The sequence below is a fragment of the Pseudokineococcus sp. 5B2Z-1 genome (assembly GCF_037482305.1).
GTDB lineage: Bacteria > Actinomycetota > Actinomycetes > Actinomycetales > Quadrisphaeraceae > Pseudokineococcus.
Map to the genome: position 1 here is coordinate 131485 of NZ_JBBHZG010000004.1, position 17022 is coordinate 148506.

At 79.6% G+C, this 17022-nt stretch carries 10 protein-coding genes; 2 read left to right on the forward strand and 8 right to left on the reverse strand.

Features of this window, described 5'->3' with window-relative positions:
• Window positions 1-65 precede the first annotated feature (65 nt).
• The 7 genes from trxB to WDV85_RS11445 form a co-directional block, all read right to left on the reverse strand.
• Window positions 66-1079 (reverse strand): thioredoxin-disulfide reductase, encoded by a 1014-nt coding sequence (gene trxB, locus WDV85_RS11415; protein ID WP_339570722.1) that lies wholly within the window; start codon window positions 1077-1079, stop codon window positions 66-68.
• 228 nt (window positions 1080-1307) lie between these two features.
• Window positions 1308-2441, reverse strand: coding sequence for a hypothetical protein (locus tag WDV85_RS11420; protein WP_339570723.1), 1134 nt, complete (start codon window positions 2439-2441; stop codon window positions 1308-1310).
• Window positions 2438-3208, reverse strand: a complete 771-nt coding sequence (gene sigM / locus WDV85_RS11425; RefSeq protein ID WP_445263301.1) for an RNA polymerase sigma factor SigM — start codon at window positions 3206-3208, stop codon at window positions 2438-2440. Before sigM ends, WDV85_RS11420 begins: the two co-directional genes overlap by 4 nt.
• Window positions 3209-3485: 277 nt before the next feature.
• Window positions 3486-5507 carry a hypothetical protein gene (locus WDV85_RS11430; protein ID WP_339570724.1) on the reverse strand — a complete coding sequence of 674 codons (2022 nt, stop codon included), beginning with the start codon at window positions 5505-5507 and terminating at the stop codon, window positions 3486-3488.
• Window positions 5508-5714: 207 nt separating this feature from the next.
• Window positions 5715-7454, reverse strand: coding sequence for a murein biosynthesis integral membrane protein MurJ (gene murJ / locus WDV85_RS11435; RefSeq protein WP_339570725.1), 1740 nt, complete (start codon window positions 7452-7454; stop codon window positions 5715-5717).
• On the reverse strand, window positions 7451-10201 hold the full coding sequence (locus WDV85_RS11440; RefSeq protein WP_339570726.1) for a DUF6049 family protein: 2751 nt from the start codon (window positions 10199-10201) through the stop codon (window positions 7451-7453). Before WDV85_RS11440 ends, murJ begins: the two co-directional genes overlap by 4 nt.
• Window positions 10194-10898, reverse strand: coding sequence for an NUDIX hydrolase (locus tag WDV85_RS11445; protein ID WP_339570727.1), 705 nt, complete (start codon window positions 10896-10898; stop codon window positions 10194-10196). Before WDV85_RS11445 ends, WDV85_RS11440 begins: the two co-directional genes overlap by 8 nt.
• A gap of 340 nt (window positions 10899-11238) precedes the next feature.
• Here WDV85_RS11445 and WDV85_RS11450 point away from each other — a divergent pair, with 340 nt between their 5' ends.
• Window positions 11239-12717: a CCA tRNA nucleotidyltransferase gene (locus WDV85_RS11450; RefSeq protein ID WP_445263309.1), complete on the forward strand. Its 1479-nt coding sequence runs from the start codon at window positions 11239-11241 to the stop codon at window positions 12715-12717.
• 38 nt (window positions 12718-12755) lie between these two features.
• Here the strand turns inward: WDV85_RS11450 and WDV85_RS11455 are convergent, their stop codons facing one another.
• The gene (locus WDV85_RS11455) at window positions 12756-14165 is read right to left on the reverse strand and encodes a hypothetical protein (protein WP_339570729.1); all 1410 of its coding nucleotides are present in this window, start codon (window positions 14163-14165) and stop codon (window positions 12756-12758) included.
• Window positions 14166-14655: 490 nt separating this feature from the next.
• Here WDV85_RS11455 and WDV85_RS11460 point away from each other — a divergent pair, with 490 nt between their 5' ends.
• A complete protein-coding gene (locus WDV85_RS11460) occupies window positions 14656-17007 on the forward strand; it encodes a transglycosylase domain-containing protein (protein WP_339570730.1) in 2352 nt (783 codons plus the stop codon).
• Window positions 17008-17022: the final 15 nt, after the last annotated feature.

Below are 17022 nucleotides of genomic sequence, written 5' to 3' on the forward strand. Positions count from 1 at the left end.
TGCGGTGGGTCGGCCTAATGGCCGGGCCGGGACGTCGACGGGCGCGGCCGGCGGCCGCAGCCGGGTCAGGGGCGGTTGCCCGCCGTGCCGGCCATCTCCGGCTTCTCCTCGGTGAGGGCGGCGTCGGGGGTCGGGCCGCCCGCGTCGCCGAGCTCGGCGAGGTAGCGCTCGGCGTCGAGGGCCGCGGCGCACCCGCTGCCCGCGGCGGTGATGGCCTGCATGTACTCGTGGTCGATGACGTCGCCGCAGGCGAAGACGCCCGGCAGGTTGGTGCGCGACGAGCGGCCGTCCACGTCGATGAAGCCGTGGTCGTTGATGCGCACCTGGTCGCGGACCAGCTCGACGCGCGGGTCGTGGCCGATGGCGACGAAGAGCCCCGTCACGTCCATGTCGCGCTCGGAGCCGTCGGTGGTGCTGCGCACCCGCAGGCCCGTGACCTTGTCCTGGCCGAGCACGTCCACGACCTCGGTGTCCCACGCGAAGCGCATCTTCTCGTTGGCGAAGACGCGGTCCTGCATGACCTTGGAGGCGCGCAGCTCGTCGCGGCGGTGGACGAGGGTGACCGACCGCGCGAAGCGCGTGAGGAAGGTGGCCTCCTCGACGGCCGAGTCGCCGCCGCCGACGACCGCGATGTCCTGGTCCTTGAAGAAGAAGCCGTCGCAGGTGGCGCACCAGCTGACGCCGCGGCCCGAGAGCCGCTTCTCGTTCTCCAGGCCGATCTCGCGGTAGGCCGACCCGAGCGCGAGGACGACGGTGCGCGCGCGGTGCACCTCGCCGCCGCCCAGCACGACGGTCTTGACGTCGCCCTCGAGCTGCATCTCCGTGACGTCGTCGAAGACGACCTGCGCGCCGAAGCGCTCGGCCTGCGCCTGCATCTTCTCCATGAGGTCGGGACCCATGAGGCCCTCGGGGAAGCCCGGGAAGTTCTCGACCTCCGTGGTGTTCATGAGCGCCCCGCCGGCGGTCACGGAGCCCGCCACGACGAGCGGCTGCAGGTTGGCGCGGGCCGCGTAGATGGCGGCCGTGTAGCCGGCCGGGCCGCTGCCCACGATGATCACGTTGCGGACGTCGTCGGTCACGCTGGCTGCGCTCCTCGCTGCTGGTGTGCTCGCTGGTCGGACGGGTGCGGGCGCTCATGCTCCCAGCACCTCGGCTCCGTCGGGGCCGTCCGAGTCCCTGCTCGGTCGACGGGCCCAACGCCGGGCGGTGCCGCGGCTGTTCCCGCGCCGCGGCGCCGCCGCCCGTCCGGCCGCACCGCTCCCCGGAGGCGCCCACGGCCCTCCCCGGACCTGGGGAGGGCCGGGCGGTCAGCGCGGGACGACCTCGTAGTGCAGCAGCGTCCCGTCGCCCCCGCGGCACCCGGTGCGGACCACCCAGACGGCCAGCGGCGCGGCCGCGGGGTCCTCGGCGCCCGGCTCACCGGTCGCCGGTCCGTCGAGCACGAGGACGTCGGCGGGGCGTCCCTCCCACCGCGCCGTGTCGACCGCGAGGACCCGCGCGTCCGGCCGCCCCAGCGCCGCCAGGCACGGCTCGAGCTCGTCGGCCCGCGCCAGGCCGCTGGGCCGCGTCGGCGCCGGGGCGACCTCCTCGCTCTGCGCCGCGGCGGCGCCGTCCGCCGGGGCGCTGCCGGGCCGCCCGGCGGCCGCCCGGTCGCCGGAGGCGCCACCACCGGCCTCCCCGTCGTCGCCGAGCGACGGCGTCGGGCGGTCGGGGGCGGCTCCGGAGGAGGCGGAGGGCTCGGCCAGGACGGCGCGGACCTGGGCGCCCAGGGACCCCAGGCCGTAGTCGGTGCCCGAGGCCATCACCAGCGGCTCGTCGGCGGCGGGGGCGGCGACGACGCCCCCCCGGGGCGCCGCCTCCTGCACCTGGAGGGGGCGCACCTGGAGGGCGACGGCCGTGCCGAGGCCGCCGACGACCACCGCCGAGGCGGCGAGGGCCAGGCCGGCGCGGCGGCGTCGGGAGCGTGCGGCGCGGCGCTCGCGGGCGGCGTCGTCGGCCACGGCGCGGGCGATGCGGTCCGCGAGGTCGTCGGGCGGGGGAGGTGCACCGGCCCCCTGGCGACGCAGGAGGCCGCGCACGGCCCGCATGTCGGCGAGGACGCCCTGGCAGCGGGGGCAGCCGAGGACGTGCGCCGCCGTGAGCGCCTCGGGCGGAGGCGTGCCGTCCGCCCGCTCGCGCCGCTCGTGCACCGCGACGAGGTCGGCGTCGAGGAGCGCGTCGACCTCCTCCTCGGTGGGGTGGGCGGCCGGACGGCCCTCCGGCGCCGTGCCGGGGCTCTCGCGGGGCCGCCCCTGCGCCGGCTCGCCGGAGCCGCGGACGTCCGCGGCGCGCTCGTCGCCGTCCGTCGGGGCACCGGGCACGTCGCCCCGGACGTCGGGGGGGACGCCGTCGGGGCGCTCGTCGTCGTCCGACGGGTCCGCGGGGAGGGGCCGGTCGCTCACGGCACCTCCTCGGGGTCGCGGGGGTCTCGGTCGTGCGGATGGGGGTCGTGCGGGCGGGGGTCGTGCGGGTCGACGTGGTGCGGGGCGGGGTCGTGCGGGGCGGGGTCGGGGGCCACCCGGTCGCGGACGCCCGTCACTGCGGGCCGCTCCCCACGGGAGCCCGCCCCGTCCTCTCGGACGTCGCGCCGGCCGGTGCGGTTCCCCCCGGGACCGGCCGGTCGCGCGGGGGCGCGGGGGTCGAGGCCGCGCTCGCGCAGGAGCGCGGCGAGGGCGGCGCGTCCGCGGGCGCACCGCGACTTCACCGTGCCGACGGCGACGCCGAGGACGGCGGCGGCCTCCGCCACGGGCAGGTCCTGGAGGTCGACGAGCACCAGGGCCGCGCGCTGGTGGTCGGGCAGGCGGTCCAGGGCGGCGCGGACGTCGACCTCGAGGTCCACGTCCGCCGCCGCGTCACCGCGGGCGGGCAGGCGCTCGAGGGCGTCGCGCGGCGCGTCCGCGCCGGTCGTCGGGGCGTCCAGGGGCACGGTCCGCCGCACCCGCGCCCGCCGCAGCCGGTCGAGGCTGGCGTTGACGACGATCCGGTGCAGCCACGTCGTGACAGCCGCCTCGCCCCGGAAGCGGTCGGCGCCCCGCAGCGCCGAGACGAAGGCGTCCTGCACGGCGTCGGCCGCCTCCTCCCGGTCCCCGAGCACGCCCAGGGCGACGGCCCACAGCCGCGGCCCGTGGCGGCGCACGAGCTCGGCGAAGGCGTCGGGGTCCCCCCGCACGTGGGCGCGCAGGAGGGCGGCGTCGTCCTGGTCCCCGACGTCCTGGTCCCCGACGTCCTTGTCACTGTCCTCCCGGTCCGCCGCGCCGGTCGCAGCCGGCTCGGGCCCCGCGCCGCGCGGGACGGGGCCGCCGCCGGGCCGGTCGAAGCCGGCTCGGGCCCCGTGCCGCGTGGGACGGGGCCGCCGCCGGGCCGGTCGGCGCCGCTGCGCCCCTGCGCGCCCGCTCCGCCCTCGTCGCGCGGCCCCGGAGGGCCGGGCGCGCCGGGGCGCACCGCGCTCACCGCACCTGGACGGAGGACATCTCCACGCGGAAGCCGTCCCCGACGTCGGGCAGGCGCGTGAACCACAGCAACAGGTAGGGCGTCTCGACGGGCTGCGGCAGCGCGACGTCGGTCGTCCCGCCCGAGAGGTCCACGGTGGCGACGACCTGGGAGTCCTCGAGCTCGGGGCCCGGGGCGGTGCGGACCTCGACGGTGCCGCCGGAGCCCGCGGTCGTCAGGGCCACGCCGCTCACCGTGGAGCCCTCGCCGAGCTGCAGGGCGTAGCCGAAGCCCTCCTTGAGGTTGCCGAGCTCCGCCGTCGTGTACGTCGAGGAGGTCCAGGCCGTGGCCGGGTCCCCGTCCAGCGCGGCGCCGACCGAGTCGTCGCCCTCCTCGCCGTCGCCCAGCGGGTCGATCGACTCCGCGCCGACGACCTGCGGGGGCGCCGGCGCGGGGGCCGGCTCCGGCGACGGCTCCTGGCCCTCCGCCGGTGCGGAGGCGCTGGGCGCCGGCGACGACGTCGCCGCGGGCGCGGGTGCGGCGTCCCCGCCGCCGCCGAGGTCGCGCAGGACGCCGAGCGCGAGCCAGGCCGCCACCACCACGGCGGCGAGGACGAGCACGAGGACGACGGCGGTCTGGGCCCGCGCCGGCCGCTCGGGGGGCTCGGCCGCGACGGCGTCGCCCCCGCGGGGCCCGCCGCCCGCCCCGTCCCCGCCGGAGCGCTCGCCGCCGGCCGCGACGGAGCCCGCCCCCGGGCGGGCCGGTCGGCCCGAGCGGCCCGGTCGGGCCGACCGGGGCCCGGGCAGCGCGGAGGCGCCCGGCGCGGCGGCCGAGGCCGTCATCGCCCCGGTCGCGACGCCGCCCGCGCCCACCGCGGGCGCGACCGTGCTGGAGCCGGCCAGCGCGGCCGCCGGCTCGCGCACGGCGGCCACCTCGCGGGTGCGCTCCTCGTCCGTCCGCACGCCCTCGACCTCCTCCTCGCTCGCCCCCACGTCACCGCCGCCGGCCCGGGGGGCGACGCCGTCGGGCCGCGGACCGGACGCCGGCTCGTCGGGCCGCCGGGCACCCGGCACGGCCCCCGCGACGAGCCGCCCGAGGCCGTCGCGGCGCGAGCCGCCGGCGGGCCTGCCGTCGCCGTAGGGGGAGACCCAGGGGGCCAGCTGCTCGGCGAGCTCGCCGGGCGTGCGCGGGCCGTCCTCGTGGGGGCCGAGGGTGACGGCGCAGAGGACGTCGAGGTCGGCGGGGACGCCGTCGACGAGGTCCCCGGGCGCCACCGGGCCGTCGCCCGCGCGGGGCGCCAGGGGGAGCGGCGGGGCGTCGGCGTCCTCGAGGGCGTCACCGGCACCGGCGGGCTCCTCGGCGCGCAGGGGACCGGGCCAGCGCCCCGTCAGCGCGGCGTGCAGCAGCGCCACGAGGCCCACGGCGTCGGCCCGCGCGGCCACGGCGGGGTCGACGTCGCCGTCCCGGCCGTCGTCCCGGGCGTCGTCCCGGCCGTCGTCCCGGGCGCCCGTCCCGGGCGACACGTCCTCGACGACTGCCGCGTGCACCTCGACGCCGGCGACGACGACGCCGCCGTCGGCCGCGCGCAGCAGCGAGGAGGGCGTGAGGCGGCGGTGGTGCAGGCCCAGCGCGCGGGCGCGCTCGAGGGCCTGCGCGGCCTCGCCGACGAGGGTGCGCGCGAGCGCCGGCGGCAGGGGCCCGCGGCGGTGCACGAGCGCGGCGAGGGTCTCGCCCGGGACCACGGCGGTGACCACGTAGGCCCAGCCGGCGTCCTCGCCGACGTCGAGGACCCGCAGCACCCGGGCGTCGTCCACGAGGGCCGCGCGGCGCGCGGCGTCGACGACGAGCTCGGCGCCCCCGGCGACGAGCAGGAGGTCGACGGGGCGGTCGAGGACGACGTCGTGGCACCGCCACGTGCGGGCCCCCCGGTGCCCGGTCGGACGGCCGTCCTCGGCGTCCCGGCCGCCTCCCACGGGCCGCACCAGCCGGTACCGCCCTCCGAGCACGCCGCCCTCGACGAGCGGGCTGCCTGCCTCCACGTCCTGCCACCTCCGTCGTCCGCGCGGCTCGCGCCCGCGCCCGGGCCGCCGACGGCCCCTCGCCCCCGCTGCTCCCCGCGGCCGCCAGGGTAGGCGGCGCGGGGCGCGCGGTCCGTGAGGCCGGTCCGTGAGGCCGGTCCGTGAGGCCGGTCCGTGAGGCCGGTCCCTGAGGCCGGTCCGCGGGGCGGCTCCGGCGACCCAGGCGCCTCAGCGCCGGCGGACCTGCGCGAGGACGTCGTCGAGCTCGCGCACCCGCGTGGCCCGGAGCATGAGGACGTAGACGCCCACGACGACGGCGCCCGCGACGAGGACGACGGCGAGCGCGGTGGGCCGGCTCGTGATGCCGGCCAGGAGCGCCTGGACGCCGCTGCTGGCGCCCCAGCCCGCGAGCCCGGCGACGACGGCCGACAGGAGCACGCGCACGTGCAGGCGCAGGACGCGGGCGCCGTCGAAGGAGCCGGTCCGGCGGTGCAGCAGCACGAGGGCGGTGGCGAGGCCCGCCACGTTGCCGACGCTCTGGGAGACGCCGAGGCCCACCACCACGAGCTCCGCCGGCACCGCGAGGGCCACGACGACGTTGAGGACGACCGAGACGGCCCCGGCCACGACGACGCCGATGAAGGGCCGCTTGCCGTCCTCGCGGGCGTAGAAGCCGCGCTGGACGAGGTAGAGGGCGCTGTAGAAGGGCAGCCCCAGCGCCATGGCGCCCGCCGTCGCGCCGATGACGTCGCCGCCGCCGGGGCCGAAGAGCAGGACGCCGACGGGCGCGCCGAGCACCACCAGCCCCGTCGCGGACAGGACCGAGACGACGCCGAGGAGCCGCAGGCCGAGGGACATGTCGGCCCGGGCGCCGGTGACGTCGCCGGCGCTGATGCGCCCGGAGAGGCGGGTGAAGAGGGCCGTCACGACGGACACGGCGACGAGCGAGTGCGGCAGGACGTAGAGCAGGTAGGCGTACCCGAGCACGGCCGGGCCCGGCAGCACGACGCCCTCGGGCACGGGCTCGCCGGCGCCCTGGGAGCCGTAGACGGCCACCTGCACCGTGACGAGGTACCCCGCCTGGGAGACGAGGATGCCGGCGAAGGTCCACAGCGCCACGGTCCCGGCGCTGCGCAGGCCCACGCCGCGGACGCCGAAGCGGGGGGTCCACGTGAAACCGAGCCGACGCAGGGGCACGAGGAGGACCAGCGCCTGGGTGACGACGCCGAGCGTCGCCGTCCCCGCCAGCACGGCGACCTGCGTGGGGTCGAGGGTGTCGAGCCCCGTCGTCTCGTCCGCGCGCCCGAAGAGGCCGATGAAGACCGCGAGCCCCGCGATGGAGACGACGTTGTTGACGACGGGCGCCCACATGTAGGGGCCGAAGCTGCCGCGGGCGTTGAGGACCTGGCCGAGCACCGTGTAGAGGCCGTAGAAGAAGAGCTGCGGCAGGACCCACAGGGCGATGGCCGTGGCGAGGCGCAGCTCGTCGGGGCCCCACGACGAGGCGTAGGCGCGCACGAGGAGCGGCGCGGCCACCATGCACAGCGCCGTGACCGCGGCGAGCCCCGTGACGATGAGGGTGACGAGCCGGTCGACGAAGGCCGCGCCCCCGTCGGGGTCCCGGGAGGCGCGCACGATCTGCGGCACGAGGACGGCGTTGAGGACGCCGCCGGCGATGAGCAGGTAGACGATGTTCGGCAGCCGGTTGGCGACGTCGAAGGCGTCCGCGCTCGTGCCGACGGCGCCGATGGCGACGACGAGCACGACCGACCGGACGAGGCCGAGCGCGCGGCTGACGGCGGTGCCCGCCGCCATGACGGTGCTCGAGCGCAGGAGCGAGCGGACGCCGGCGGGACCCCGCCCGCCACCGGTGGTGTCGCCGGCGCCGCTCGTGCTGGCGGCGGCGTCGGGCCCGGCGTCGGGCGGGGGCGCGGCGCCCCCGGCGGGGCTCGTGCTGGGCGTGCTCATGGGGACTCCTCGACGGGGGCGCCCGTGCGGGCGGCTCCGCCCGTCCGGCGGGCGGGCGGGGCGCCGGGTCGGCGGGGGCGGGTCTGCGGGTCGTCGGCCGGCTGGGCCGCGGGGGCGCCGGGCTCCGGCGGCGGGCGGCCCGGTGGCGAGGTCCGGGCCGGCGGGGTCGCGGCGGTCGGGGCCCCGGCGGTCGGGGCGCGGGCGGGCGAGCCGGGCGGCGGCCCCGCGCCGGCCGCGACCGCCGGCTCTGGCGAGCGCGGCCCCTCGCCGGGCGGACGCCGTCGCACGCGCCGGACGCTGCGCACGAGGCCGGCGAGCAGGACGAGGCCGCCGAGGGCGGCGACGCCCGCGGTGCCCCACTCGGCCCACTCCAGCCGCACGCGCACGGGCACGACCACCTGCGGTCCGAGCGCGCCGCCCTCGGGCGAGCGCAGCTGCAGCAGCAGGCGCGCGTCGCCGCCGCCCACCGCCTCGACGGGCACGAGCACCTGCGTGCGGGACGCCGCCGCGACGGTCGTCGTCACGTCCTGGCGCACCCGCACGCGGGGGGAGGAGGAGGCGGCGGCGACGACGACGCGCACGTCCTGCCCGAGGTCGTTGGAGACCGTCACGGGGACGGAGGCCTGCGAGCCGACGACGGTGACGGCGCCTCCCTGCAGGAGCCGCACGCCGTCGGAGAGGGCGGCGACGTCGCGGAGGACGGCTCCCGCCGCGGCGGCCCAGCCGTCGTCGCCCCGGTGCGCCAGCGCCGCGGCCGCGACGAGCGACCGCCGCGCCGCGGTGAGCGGTGCGCCGTCCGTGAGGGTGCCGTCGAGGGCGTCGGTCGCAGCGAGGGCGCTCGCGGCGGCGTCCAGGACGTCGCGGTCCAGCGGCGGGGGCGGCGCGCCGTCCGCGCGCTCGGGCAGGGCCTCCTCACGCCCCGACCCCGCGGCGGCGGCCGTGCCACCGGGTCCGCCGGGCAGGTCGGTCGCGGGCGTCGCCCGGGTCCAGGGCGCCTCGAGGAGGGCGGTGAGCGCCCGGGCCCCGGCGGAGGGGTCGACGTCCCAGCCGCGCGGGGCCACGACGAGGGCCCCCGCCGGGCCGCCCGAGCGGTCGGGCGAGCCGCCGCGGGCGAGCACGGCCGTCTCGGCCAGGAGGCGGGCGGCGGCCCGCGGGTCGCCCTCGCCCCGGGTGGCGGCGCGCTCGAGGAGGGTCGCGAGGTCCTCGTCGCCGACGAGCCCCGTGAGCGCCGCCCCCTCGTCGTCGCCGGCCGCGCCGGCGCCCGGGTCGAGGGGCACCGCGGCCGCGCCGTCGGGCGTCCCGCCGGCGGTGGGGGCGAGGAGGGCGGCGACCGCGCCCTGGTCCGCCGCCAGCGCGGCCGCGCGCTCGCCCAGCTCGCCGCGGGCCGACCAGACGACGTCGGTGCGGACGCCCGCGCCGGCGCCGCCGGTCGTCGGTGGGGCGTCCGCCGGCGGGTCGTCCGCCTGCTGGTCGTCCGCCTGCTGGGGGGGCTCCACGAGCCCGGCGCGCACCAGCGAGGCCCGACCCTGCCGGACGCCGGCGGCCCACAGCGACGGCTGCTCGGCGGCGGCCACGGAGAGCAGGTCGACGTCGCCGCGGGGCAGCGCCAGGACCTGGTGGTCGGGAGCGGCGGCGAGGAGGTCCGAGCGCCAGGCGGCCACGCCCTCGGTCGGCTCCGCCGCGGTGACGGCGCGGGGGGCGCCCGTGGTCGGCGCGGTGGCGCCGGCGGGGGGAGCCGTGGTCGGGACCCCGCCGTCCGCCCCGTCCCCGGCCTCGCCGGCCCCGTCCTGCTGCCCCGGCTCGACGCGATCGTCGGCGTCCGGCGACGCCTCGCCCGCGGACGGCTCGCCCGTCCCGGGGTCGGAGGAGTCGAGCAGGAGCGGGTCGAGGGCCCAGGTCGTGCCGGGGACCGCGGCCAGCTCGAGCAGCCGCCCCAGGGGGCCCTCGCGCGAGCCCGCCGACCCCCCGTCGACGAGGTCGGCCATCTCCGCGTCGGGGACGAGCGCCGTCCGCACGTCGGGCGCCGCGCCCGTGAGGGGCACGACGACGCCGACGCGGGCCGGGTCGTCCACGCCGGGCGCCGCGGCGCCGTCCGCCACCGGGTACCAGACGACGAGGCCCCGGTCGGCGGACAGCCGCGAGCCCCGGGCGTCGACGACGTCCACCGCCACGCCGCGGGGACCCCAGGAGGCGTCGTCCTCCGGGAGCCCGAGCCCGTCCGCGGGCAGGCGCAGGACGAGGTCGCGCACGCGGCCGGGGGCCAGCGGCTGCAGGAGCGGCTCGCCCAGGACCACCTCGCCGGCCGCCGCGTCGTCGGGCGCCCCGCTCCAGGCGCCCAGCGCGTCGCGCGTGCGCAGCAGGTCGGGCTGGAGCCGCAGCTCGGCCGTCAGGCCCTCGACGGGCTCGTCGGTGCCGTTGGTCACCCGCACCCCGACGGCGAGGACGTCGTCGGGCCGCAGCGGCGCGCTCGTCAGCGCCGTGATGTCCACCTCGACCGCCTCCGGGGCGTCCTCGGCGGCGGGGGCGTCGGCCGGCCGCTGGGCGCTGGGGTCCTGCGCCTGGGGGTCCTCGGCGCCGGGGCCCTGGGCGTCGGGGCCCTGGGCGTCGGAGGGGCCCGGCTGCTGCGTCGGCGGCGGGGTCGGGAGGGCGCCGGCGCGCGCGGCGGGCGCCCACCCCAGCGCTCCCGCCGCCCCGGCGACGAGGGCGACGAGGGCCACGGCGGCGCGACCGCGCCGCGCCTCAGCCACCGTCGCCGAGGAGGTCCCCGGCCGCCCGGGCGATGCGGCGCTCGTTCGGGAAGGCCAGGCGGCGCTCCAGCTCGGGCGCCGGCACCCACGCCGCCTCGACGGCCTCCGCGTCCGGGTCGCCCTCCACGCCGAGCCGGCCCCCGGTGGCGCGCAGGAGGAAGTGGTGCACGGTCTTGTGGATGCGGCGGCCCTCGGCGGTGAACCAGTAGTCGATGGTGCCGAGGGGCCGCACCGGGTCGCCGACGATGCCGGTCTCCTCGGCGATCTCCCGGACGGCGGCCTCGACGGGCGTCTCCTCGCCCTCGAGGTGGCCCTTGGGCAGGCACCACTCGAGCCGGCCGGCGCGGTTGACGCGCGCGATGAGGGCCACCTGCGCGACGCCGTCGGCCTCGCGGACGACGAGCCCGCCGGCCGACGTCTCCTCGACCGTGGCGCCGCGCGCGCGAGGCCCCCGGGAGCGGGGCGCCCGCCCGTGCTCGCGCGGACCGCCGCGGCCCGGCAGCGGCCGCTCGTGCGCCGACCCGGCGGCGCGGCTCCCGACGGGGGCCTCGTCCCGTGCCCCCCCGGGGACCCCCCACGCGGGCTGCTCGGCGCCCGCGGAGGCGCTCCCGCCGGCCTCCTCGCGGGGAGCCCGCAGGCCGTCGTCCTCCCGCGGCGCACGCGCCCGCGGCAGCGGACGGCCAGGCGGGACGGGCATGCCAGCACTGTAACGACGGCCCCTGCGCCGCACCGGGGCGCGACGGCGGTGCCGGACCAGTCGTGACCGCTTCGGAACACACGGCCCGGCCGCGACGGCGGCCGCCGTCCGCCCCGTGCGCCCGGGCGGGCGGGAGGCCGGCGGGAGGTCGGGCGGGGCCGTGCAGGCCCGCGGGGTCTGGCACCCTCGGCGCGTGCCCGACGCCCCCGACGACGCCCGCCCCGGGGCCCGCCCGCAGGCCCCGTCCGAGGCTCCCCCGGAGCCGTCCTCCGAGAGCCGGGAGCCGGCGGCGCCGGCCGGGTCCTCCGGGCAGGACGCGGACGGCCGGGGCGCCGGCGGCCTGGCCGCCGCCGTCGCGGGCGCGCGCGACGAGGCCGTGGCCGCCCTCCTGGCCTTCGCCCCGGACGCCGTCGAGCTGGGGCGCCGCTTCGCCGCCGAGGGCCACGAGCTCGCGCTCGTCGGCGGACCCGTCCGCGACGCGCTGCTCGGGCGCCTCACCGGTCCGGCCGACGTCGACCTCGACCTCGCCACGAGCGCCCGCCCCGAGGCCACGGCGAGGCTGCTCGCGGCGTGGGGGGACGCCACCTGGGACGTCGGCGCGGCCTTCGGCACCGTCGGCGCGCGCCGGGGCGACGTCGTCGTCGAGGTGACGACGTACCGCAGCGACCTCTACGACCGGCAGAGCCGCAAGCCCGTCGTCGAGTTCGGCGACTCCCTCGAGGACGACCTCGTGCGTCGCGACTTCACGGTCAACGCCATGGCCGTGCGCCTGCCCGACGGCGCCTTCGTCGACCCGTGCGACGGGCTGCGCGACCTCGCGCACCGGGCGCTGCACACGCCGCGCTCGCCGGAGGACTCCTTCGCCGACGACCCGCTGCGGATGATGCGCGCGGCCCGCTTCGCCTCCGTCCTCGGGCTGCGGGTGGCTCCCGCCGTCGTCGAGGCGATGACCGAGCGGGCCGGCACCGTCGCCATGGTCTCGGCCGAGCGCGTGCGGGTGGAGCTGGAGAAGCTGCTCCTCGGCGCCTCGCCCCGCGAGGGGCTCGAGCTGCTCGTCGGGACCGGCCTGGCCGAGCACGTCCTGCCCGAGCTGCCCGCCCTGCAGCTGGAGATCGACGAGCACCACCGCCACAAGGACGTCTACGAGCACACGCTGACGGTGCTCGAGCAGGCGATCGCCCTCGAGGACCCGCCCGGCGCGGACGGCGAGGGCGCCGTCCCGGGCCCCGACCTCGTCCTGCGGCTCGCGGCGCTGCTGCACGACGTCGGCAAGCCCGCGACGCGGCGCTTCGAGCCCGGCGGCGGCGTGAGCTTCCACCACCACGAGGTCGTCGGCGCGAAGATGACGGCGCGGCGCCTGAAGGCCCTGCGGTTCGACTCGGCGACGACGAAGCAGGTGGCGCGCCTCGTCGAGCTGCACCTGCGCTTCCACGGGTACGCCGGCGGGGAGTGGACCGACTCGGCCGTGCGCCGCTACGTCACCGACGCCGGGCCCCTGCTGGGCCGCCTGCACCGGCTGACCCGCTCGGACTCGACCACCCGCAACCGCCGCAAGGCGGCCCGGCTGGCGGCGGCCTACGACTCCCTCGAGCACCGCATCGTCGAGCTGCAGGAGGCCGAGGAGCTCGCCGCCGTGCGCCCCGACCTCGACGGCGGCCAGATCATGGCGGCGCTCGGCGTCCCGCCCGGGCCCGTCGTCGGGCGGGCGTACCGGCACCTGCTCGAGCTGCGCCTCGACCGCGGCCCGCTGGGCGAGGAGGCGGCCCGCGAGGCGCTGCTCGCGTGGTGGGCCGAGCAGCCGGAGGCGGCCGGGGGCTGACCCGGCGGGCGCGGTGCCGTCGCGCCGGCCGGGGGCCGTCAGCCGTGCGCGTCGCCGGGAGCGGCGTCCGCCGGCGCGCGGTGCCGTCGTCCGCCCATGAGCGCGGACGCGGCCACGAGGAGCGCCGCCAGCGGCAGCAGCAGGCCCGTCACCGCGGCGTCGGAGGGGCCGAGCGGCAGGACGAGCGCCGCCACGAGCGCGCCGAGGACGAAGCACCCGTTGAAGACGGCGTCGTGGACGGCGACGACACGGCCGCGGTGCTCCTCGTCGACGGCCCGGAGCACGACGGCGTCGACGCAGATCTTGAGCCCCTGCCCGCCGAGGCCGAGCAGGCCGGCGCCCCCGACGAGAGCCGGCACGGCGACGGCGCCGACCGGCAGGGCTGCGGCGAGCGCCGCCGCGGCCAGCGCCCCGAGCGCGAGGCAGGCCCCGCCCCAGGGGCGCGGGCCCCAGCGCGCGGCGGCGCTCGGCGTCACCGCGACGGCGACCGCGACGCCGGCCGACACCCCGCCGAGGACGAGGCCGGTGAGGGCGAGGGCGGCGTCCGCGTCGTCCACCGGGGCCAGCCGCGTGCGGGCGAGGACGACGACGAGCACGAGCAGCACGCCGTAGGCCGCCCGGGAGGCCCCCAGCGCGCCGACGGCGCGGGCGGCGGCAGGCCGGGCGGCGAGGTGGCGCAGGCCGTCGCGCAGCTCCCGCAGGGCGCCGGCCGGCCCTCCCGCGGTGCGGGGGCCGCTCGACGGGGCCCCGCCCCCGCCGAGCTCGTCGGGGCGCAGGCGCGCGGCGGCCAGGGCGGACGCGGCGACGAGGGAGGCGGCCAGCACGAGCACGAGCCCGTCGGCGTCCGCGCCGCCGGCCCCGAGCCGCAGCGCCGTGCCGGTACCGGCGCCCAGGGCGAGGGCGAGGGTGCCGACGGTGGGGACCACGGCGCTGGCCAGGACGAGGTCGCGGCCGGCGACGACGGCGGGCAGCCCCGCGCCGAGGGCGGCGAGGACGAGCCGGTTGACGGACAGGACGACGAGGACGGCCGGGACGAGGAGCGCGTCGGAGGCCGCCGGGCCGGCGAGGACCACCCCCGCCGTCGCGAAGACGGCGAGCGCCCGCAGCGCGCCCGCGCCGACGAGCACGGTGCGGCGCCGCCAGCGGTCCAGCAGCGTGCCGACGAGCGGACCGACGAGCGTGTACGGCAGGAGGACGAGGGCGAGCAGCCCCGCGACCGCGAGCGGCGTCGGCGCGCGCTCGGGCGAGAAGAGCAGGAGCCCTGCCAGGCCGAGCTGGAAGGCCCCGTCCCCCGACTGGGACAGGAGGCGGACGACGAGCAGCCGGCGCAGGCCGCGCCCGCGCAGCAGCCGCGGCAGCGCGGCGAGCCCGGCCGTGGTCCGCCCCCGCCCCTGCCCCCTCGTCGCGGCCGGCGGCTCGCCCCGGGGCGGGGCCGGCGTCGCGTCCACGACGCCATGGTCCCCCGGGCCCGGCGGCGACGTGCGGCCGCGTCGCCCTCGGGGGCCGCTGGTGGGCGACGTCCGGCTGTGCCGCCCCTCGGACGGCCGCCGCGGGATGACGGCGCGGCCGGCCGGCGTTGTCGACGGCGCCCGGAGGCACGGGCCACGGGTCTCCCGGGGCTCGCCGTCAGCGTCCGCCCAGGCTGGGTGCGCATACTCTCGGGCGCCGGCGGGTCGCGACGAGCGCCGCCGGGGGGCCGGGACACCGTGCTCGAGCGCGGTGAGGGCACGGCGCTCAAGCCCCCGGGCGCCGGTGCCGATCACCCTGACGGGTGACGGCCCCGCACGACGGGACCGGCGTCGACCGGTCCGGCACGACGAGGGCGCCCCGCCACGGGGTCGTCCACGAGGACGGCGCCGCCGTCCCCCGCCGGCCCCGGCCAGGGCCGACCAGGCACGCGACCGGTGCCGACGACGGACGACCGAGGGACGACCACCTGTGGCAGCAGCCCCCCGACCCACCTCCCGCCCCGCCCGACGCCCCGCGCCGCGGCGGCGCCGCTCGACCGGCCGCCGCGTCCTGCTCGTGCTCCTCGCCCTCCTGCTGGGGGGCGCGGTGCTCGGCGGGGCGGCGTTCGCCTACGGCTACGCGACGACGGACGTCCCGGAGCCGACCGAGCTGGGGCAGAAGGCGACGACGACCGTCTACTACTCGGACGGGACGACCACGCTCGGCACCTTCGCCGACGTCAACCGCACGCCGGTGACGACGGACGCGATCCCGCAGGACATGAGGAACGCGATCATCGCGGCGGAGGACCGCAGCTTCTACGAGAACCGCGGCGTCTCGCCCACGGGCATCGCCCGCGCCTTCGTCTCGAACCTGCGGGGCAACGCCACGCAGGGCGGCTCGACGATCACCCAGCAGTACGTGAAGAACTACTACACGGGCGACGACACGCAGTCGCTGCAGCGCAAGGTCCGCGAGGCGTTCATCGCCCTCAAGGTCGACAACGAGCTCGACAAGGACCAGATCCTGACCGACTACCTCAACACCATCTACTTCGGCCGGGGCGCCTACGGCGTGCAGGAGGCGGCGCAGGCCTACTTCGGCGTCGACGTCGGCCGGCTGACCACGTCGCAGGCCGCGCTCCTCGCGGGCGTCGTCCCGGCGCCGTCGGCCTACGACCCCGCGGTCGACGCGGACGCGGCCGAGCGCCGCTGGGAGTACGTCGTCGACGGCATGGTCGAGACGGGCGCCATCACGCAGGCCGAGCGCGACGGCCTCGAGCTCCCCGAGACGGTCCAGCAGCAGGACGAGCAGACCTACGCCGGCCCCACGGGCTACCTCCTCCAGGCCGTGCGCGACGAGCTGACGACGCGCGGCGGCTTCACCGAGGACGAGCTCGACGGCGGGGGCCTGTCCATCACGACGACCTTCGACGCCCGCATGCAGGCGGCCGCGGTCGCGGCGATGCAGGACGAGGACGCCTTCCCGTCGGAGGACCGGCCGGAGGACGTCGCCGCCGCCCTGGTGTCGATCGACCCGGCCGACGGCGCCGTCCGCGCGATGTACGGGGGGCCCGACTACCTCGAGCGGCCCCTCAACCTGGCGATGCAGGAGAACGTGCAGGCGGGTTCCATCTTCAAGCCCCTCACGCTCGTCGCGGCCCTGGAGGACGGGGTCTCCCTCCGGACCCGCTACAACGGGAACAGCGGGCTCTACTTCTCGGAGTACACGAGGGACGGCGTGACGCCGCAGCGCGTCCCCAACTTCGGGGACCGGGACCGCGGGCGGCAGAACCTCGTCCAGGCCACGGTCGACTCGACGAACACCGTCTACGTGGCCCTCAACATCGACGTCGGGCCGGAGAGGACGCGCGAGGTCGCCGTCCGCGCCGGCCTGCCCGAGCAGACCTCCGGCCTGGAGGACAACCCGGCGAACGTGCTCGGCGTGGCCTCCCCGCGCGTCATCGACATGGCCCACGCCTACGCCACCTTCGCCGCGCAGGGCGTCCGCACGACGCCGCACGTGGTCACCGAGGTCAGCCAGGACGGCGAGGTGGTCTACCGCGGCCAGACGGGCGGCGAGCGGGTCTTCGCCGAGGACGTCATGGCCGACACGACCTACGCCCTCTCCCAGGTCGTGGAGGACGGGTCCATCAGCAGCACGATCGACCTCGACCGGCCGGCGGCGGGGAAGACGGGCACGACGGACGAGGCGAGGTCGGCGTGGTTCGCCGGCTACACGCCGCAGCTCGCCACCGTGGTCTCCGTCTTCTCCACGGACGGCCAGGGCATGCGGCGCTGGGACAGCGCCGGGCGCGGCAGCGCCGTCACGGGCTCCTCCTACCCCGTGCGGATCTGGCAGGACTACATGGCGACGGCCACGGACGGGATGCCGGTCGTCGACTTCCCCGAGCGGGCCGACATCGGCTCGACGAGCACCTCGCGGTCGCGCAGCAGCTCCTCCGAGCGCGAGCGCGACAGCTCGTCGGGGTCGTCCTCCCGCCCGGCGCCGGCGCCCGAGCCGGAGCCGGAGCCGGAGACCGAGCCGGAGCCGTCCGCCGCGCCGACGACCGCGGCCCCGGAGCCCACGCAGGCGCCCGAGCCGACGGCGACGGCGCCCGCGGAGCCGGAGCCGGCTCCCGAGCCCACGCAGCAGCCGGAGGCCCCGCGCCCCACGGCGACGCGGCCGCCCGCGCCGCAGGAGCCGTCGACCCCGCCGGTGGAGCCCCCCACGGGGGAGGCCGGTGCCGCGGGCGAGGTGGCCCGGCCGGGCGACGGGCCGCAGACCCCGCCGGCCCCGGGCCCGGGCGCCGACGGGGACGCCTCTCGAGCGGACGGCTGACCCGCGGGCACCCGC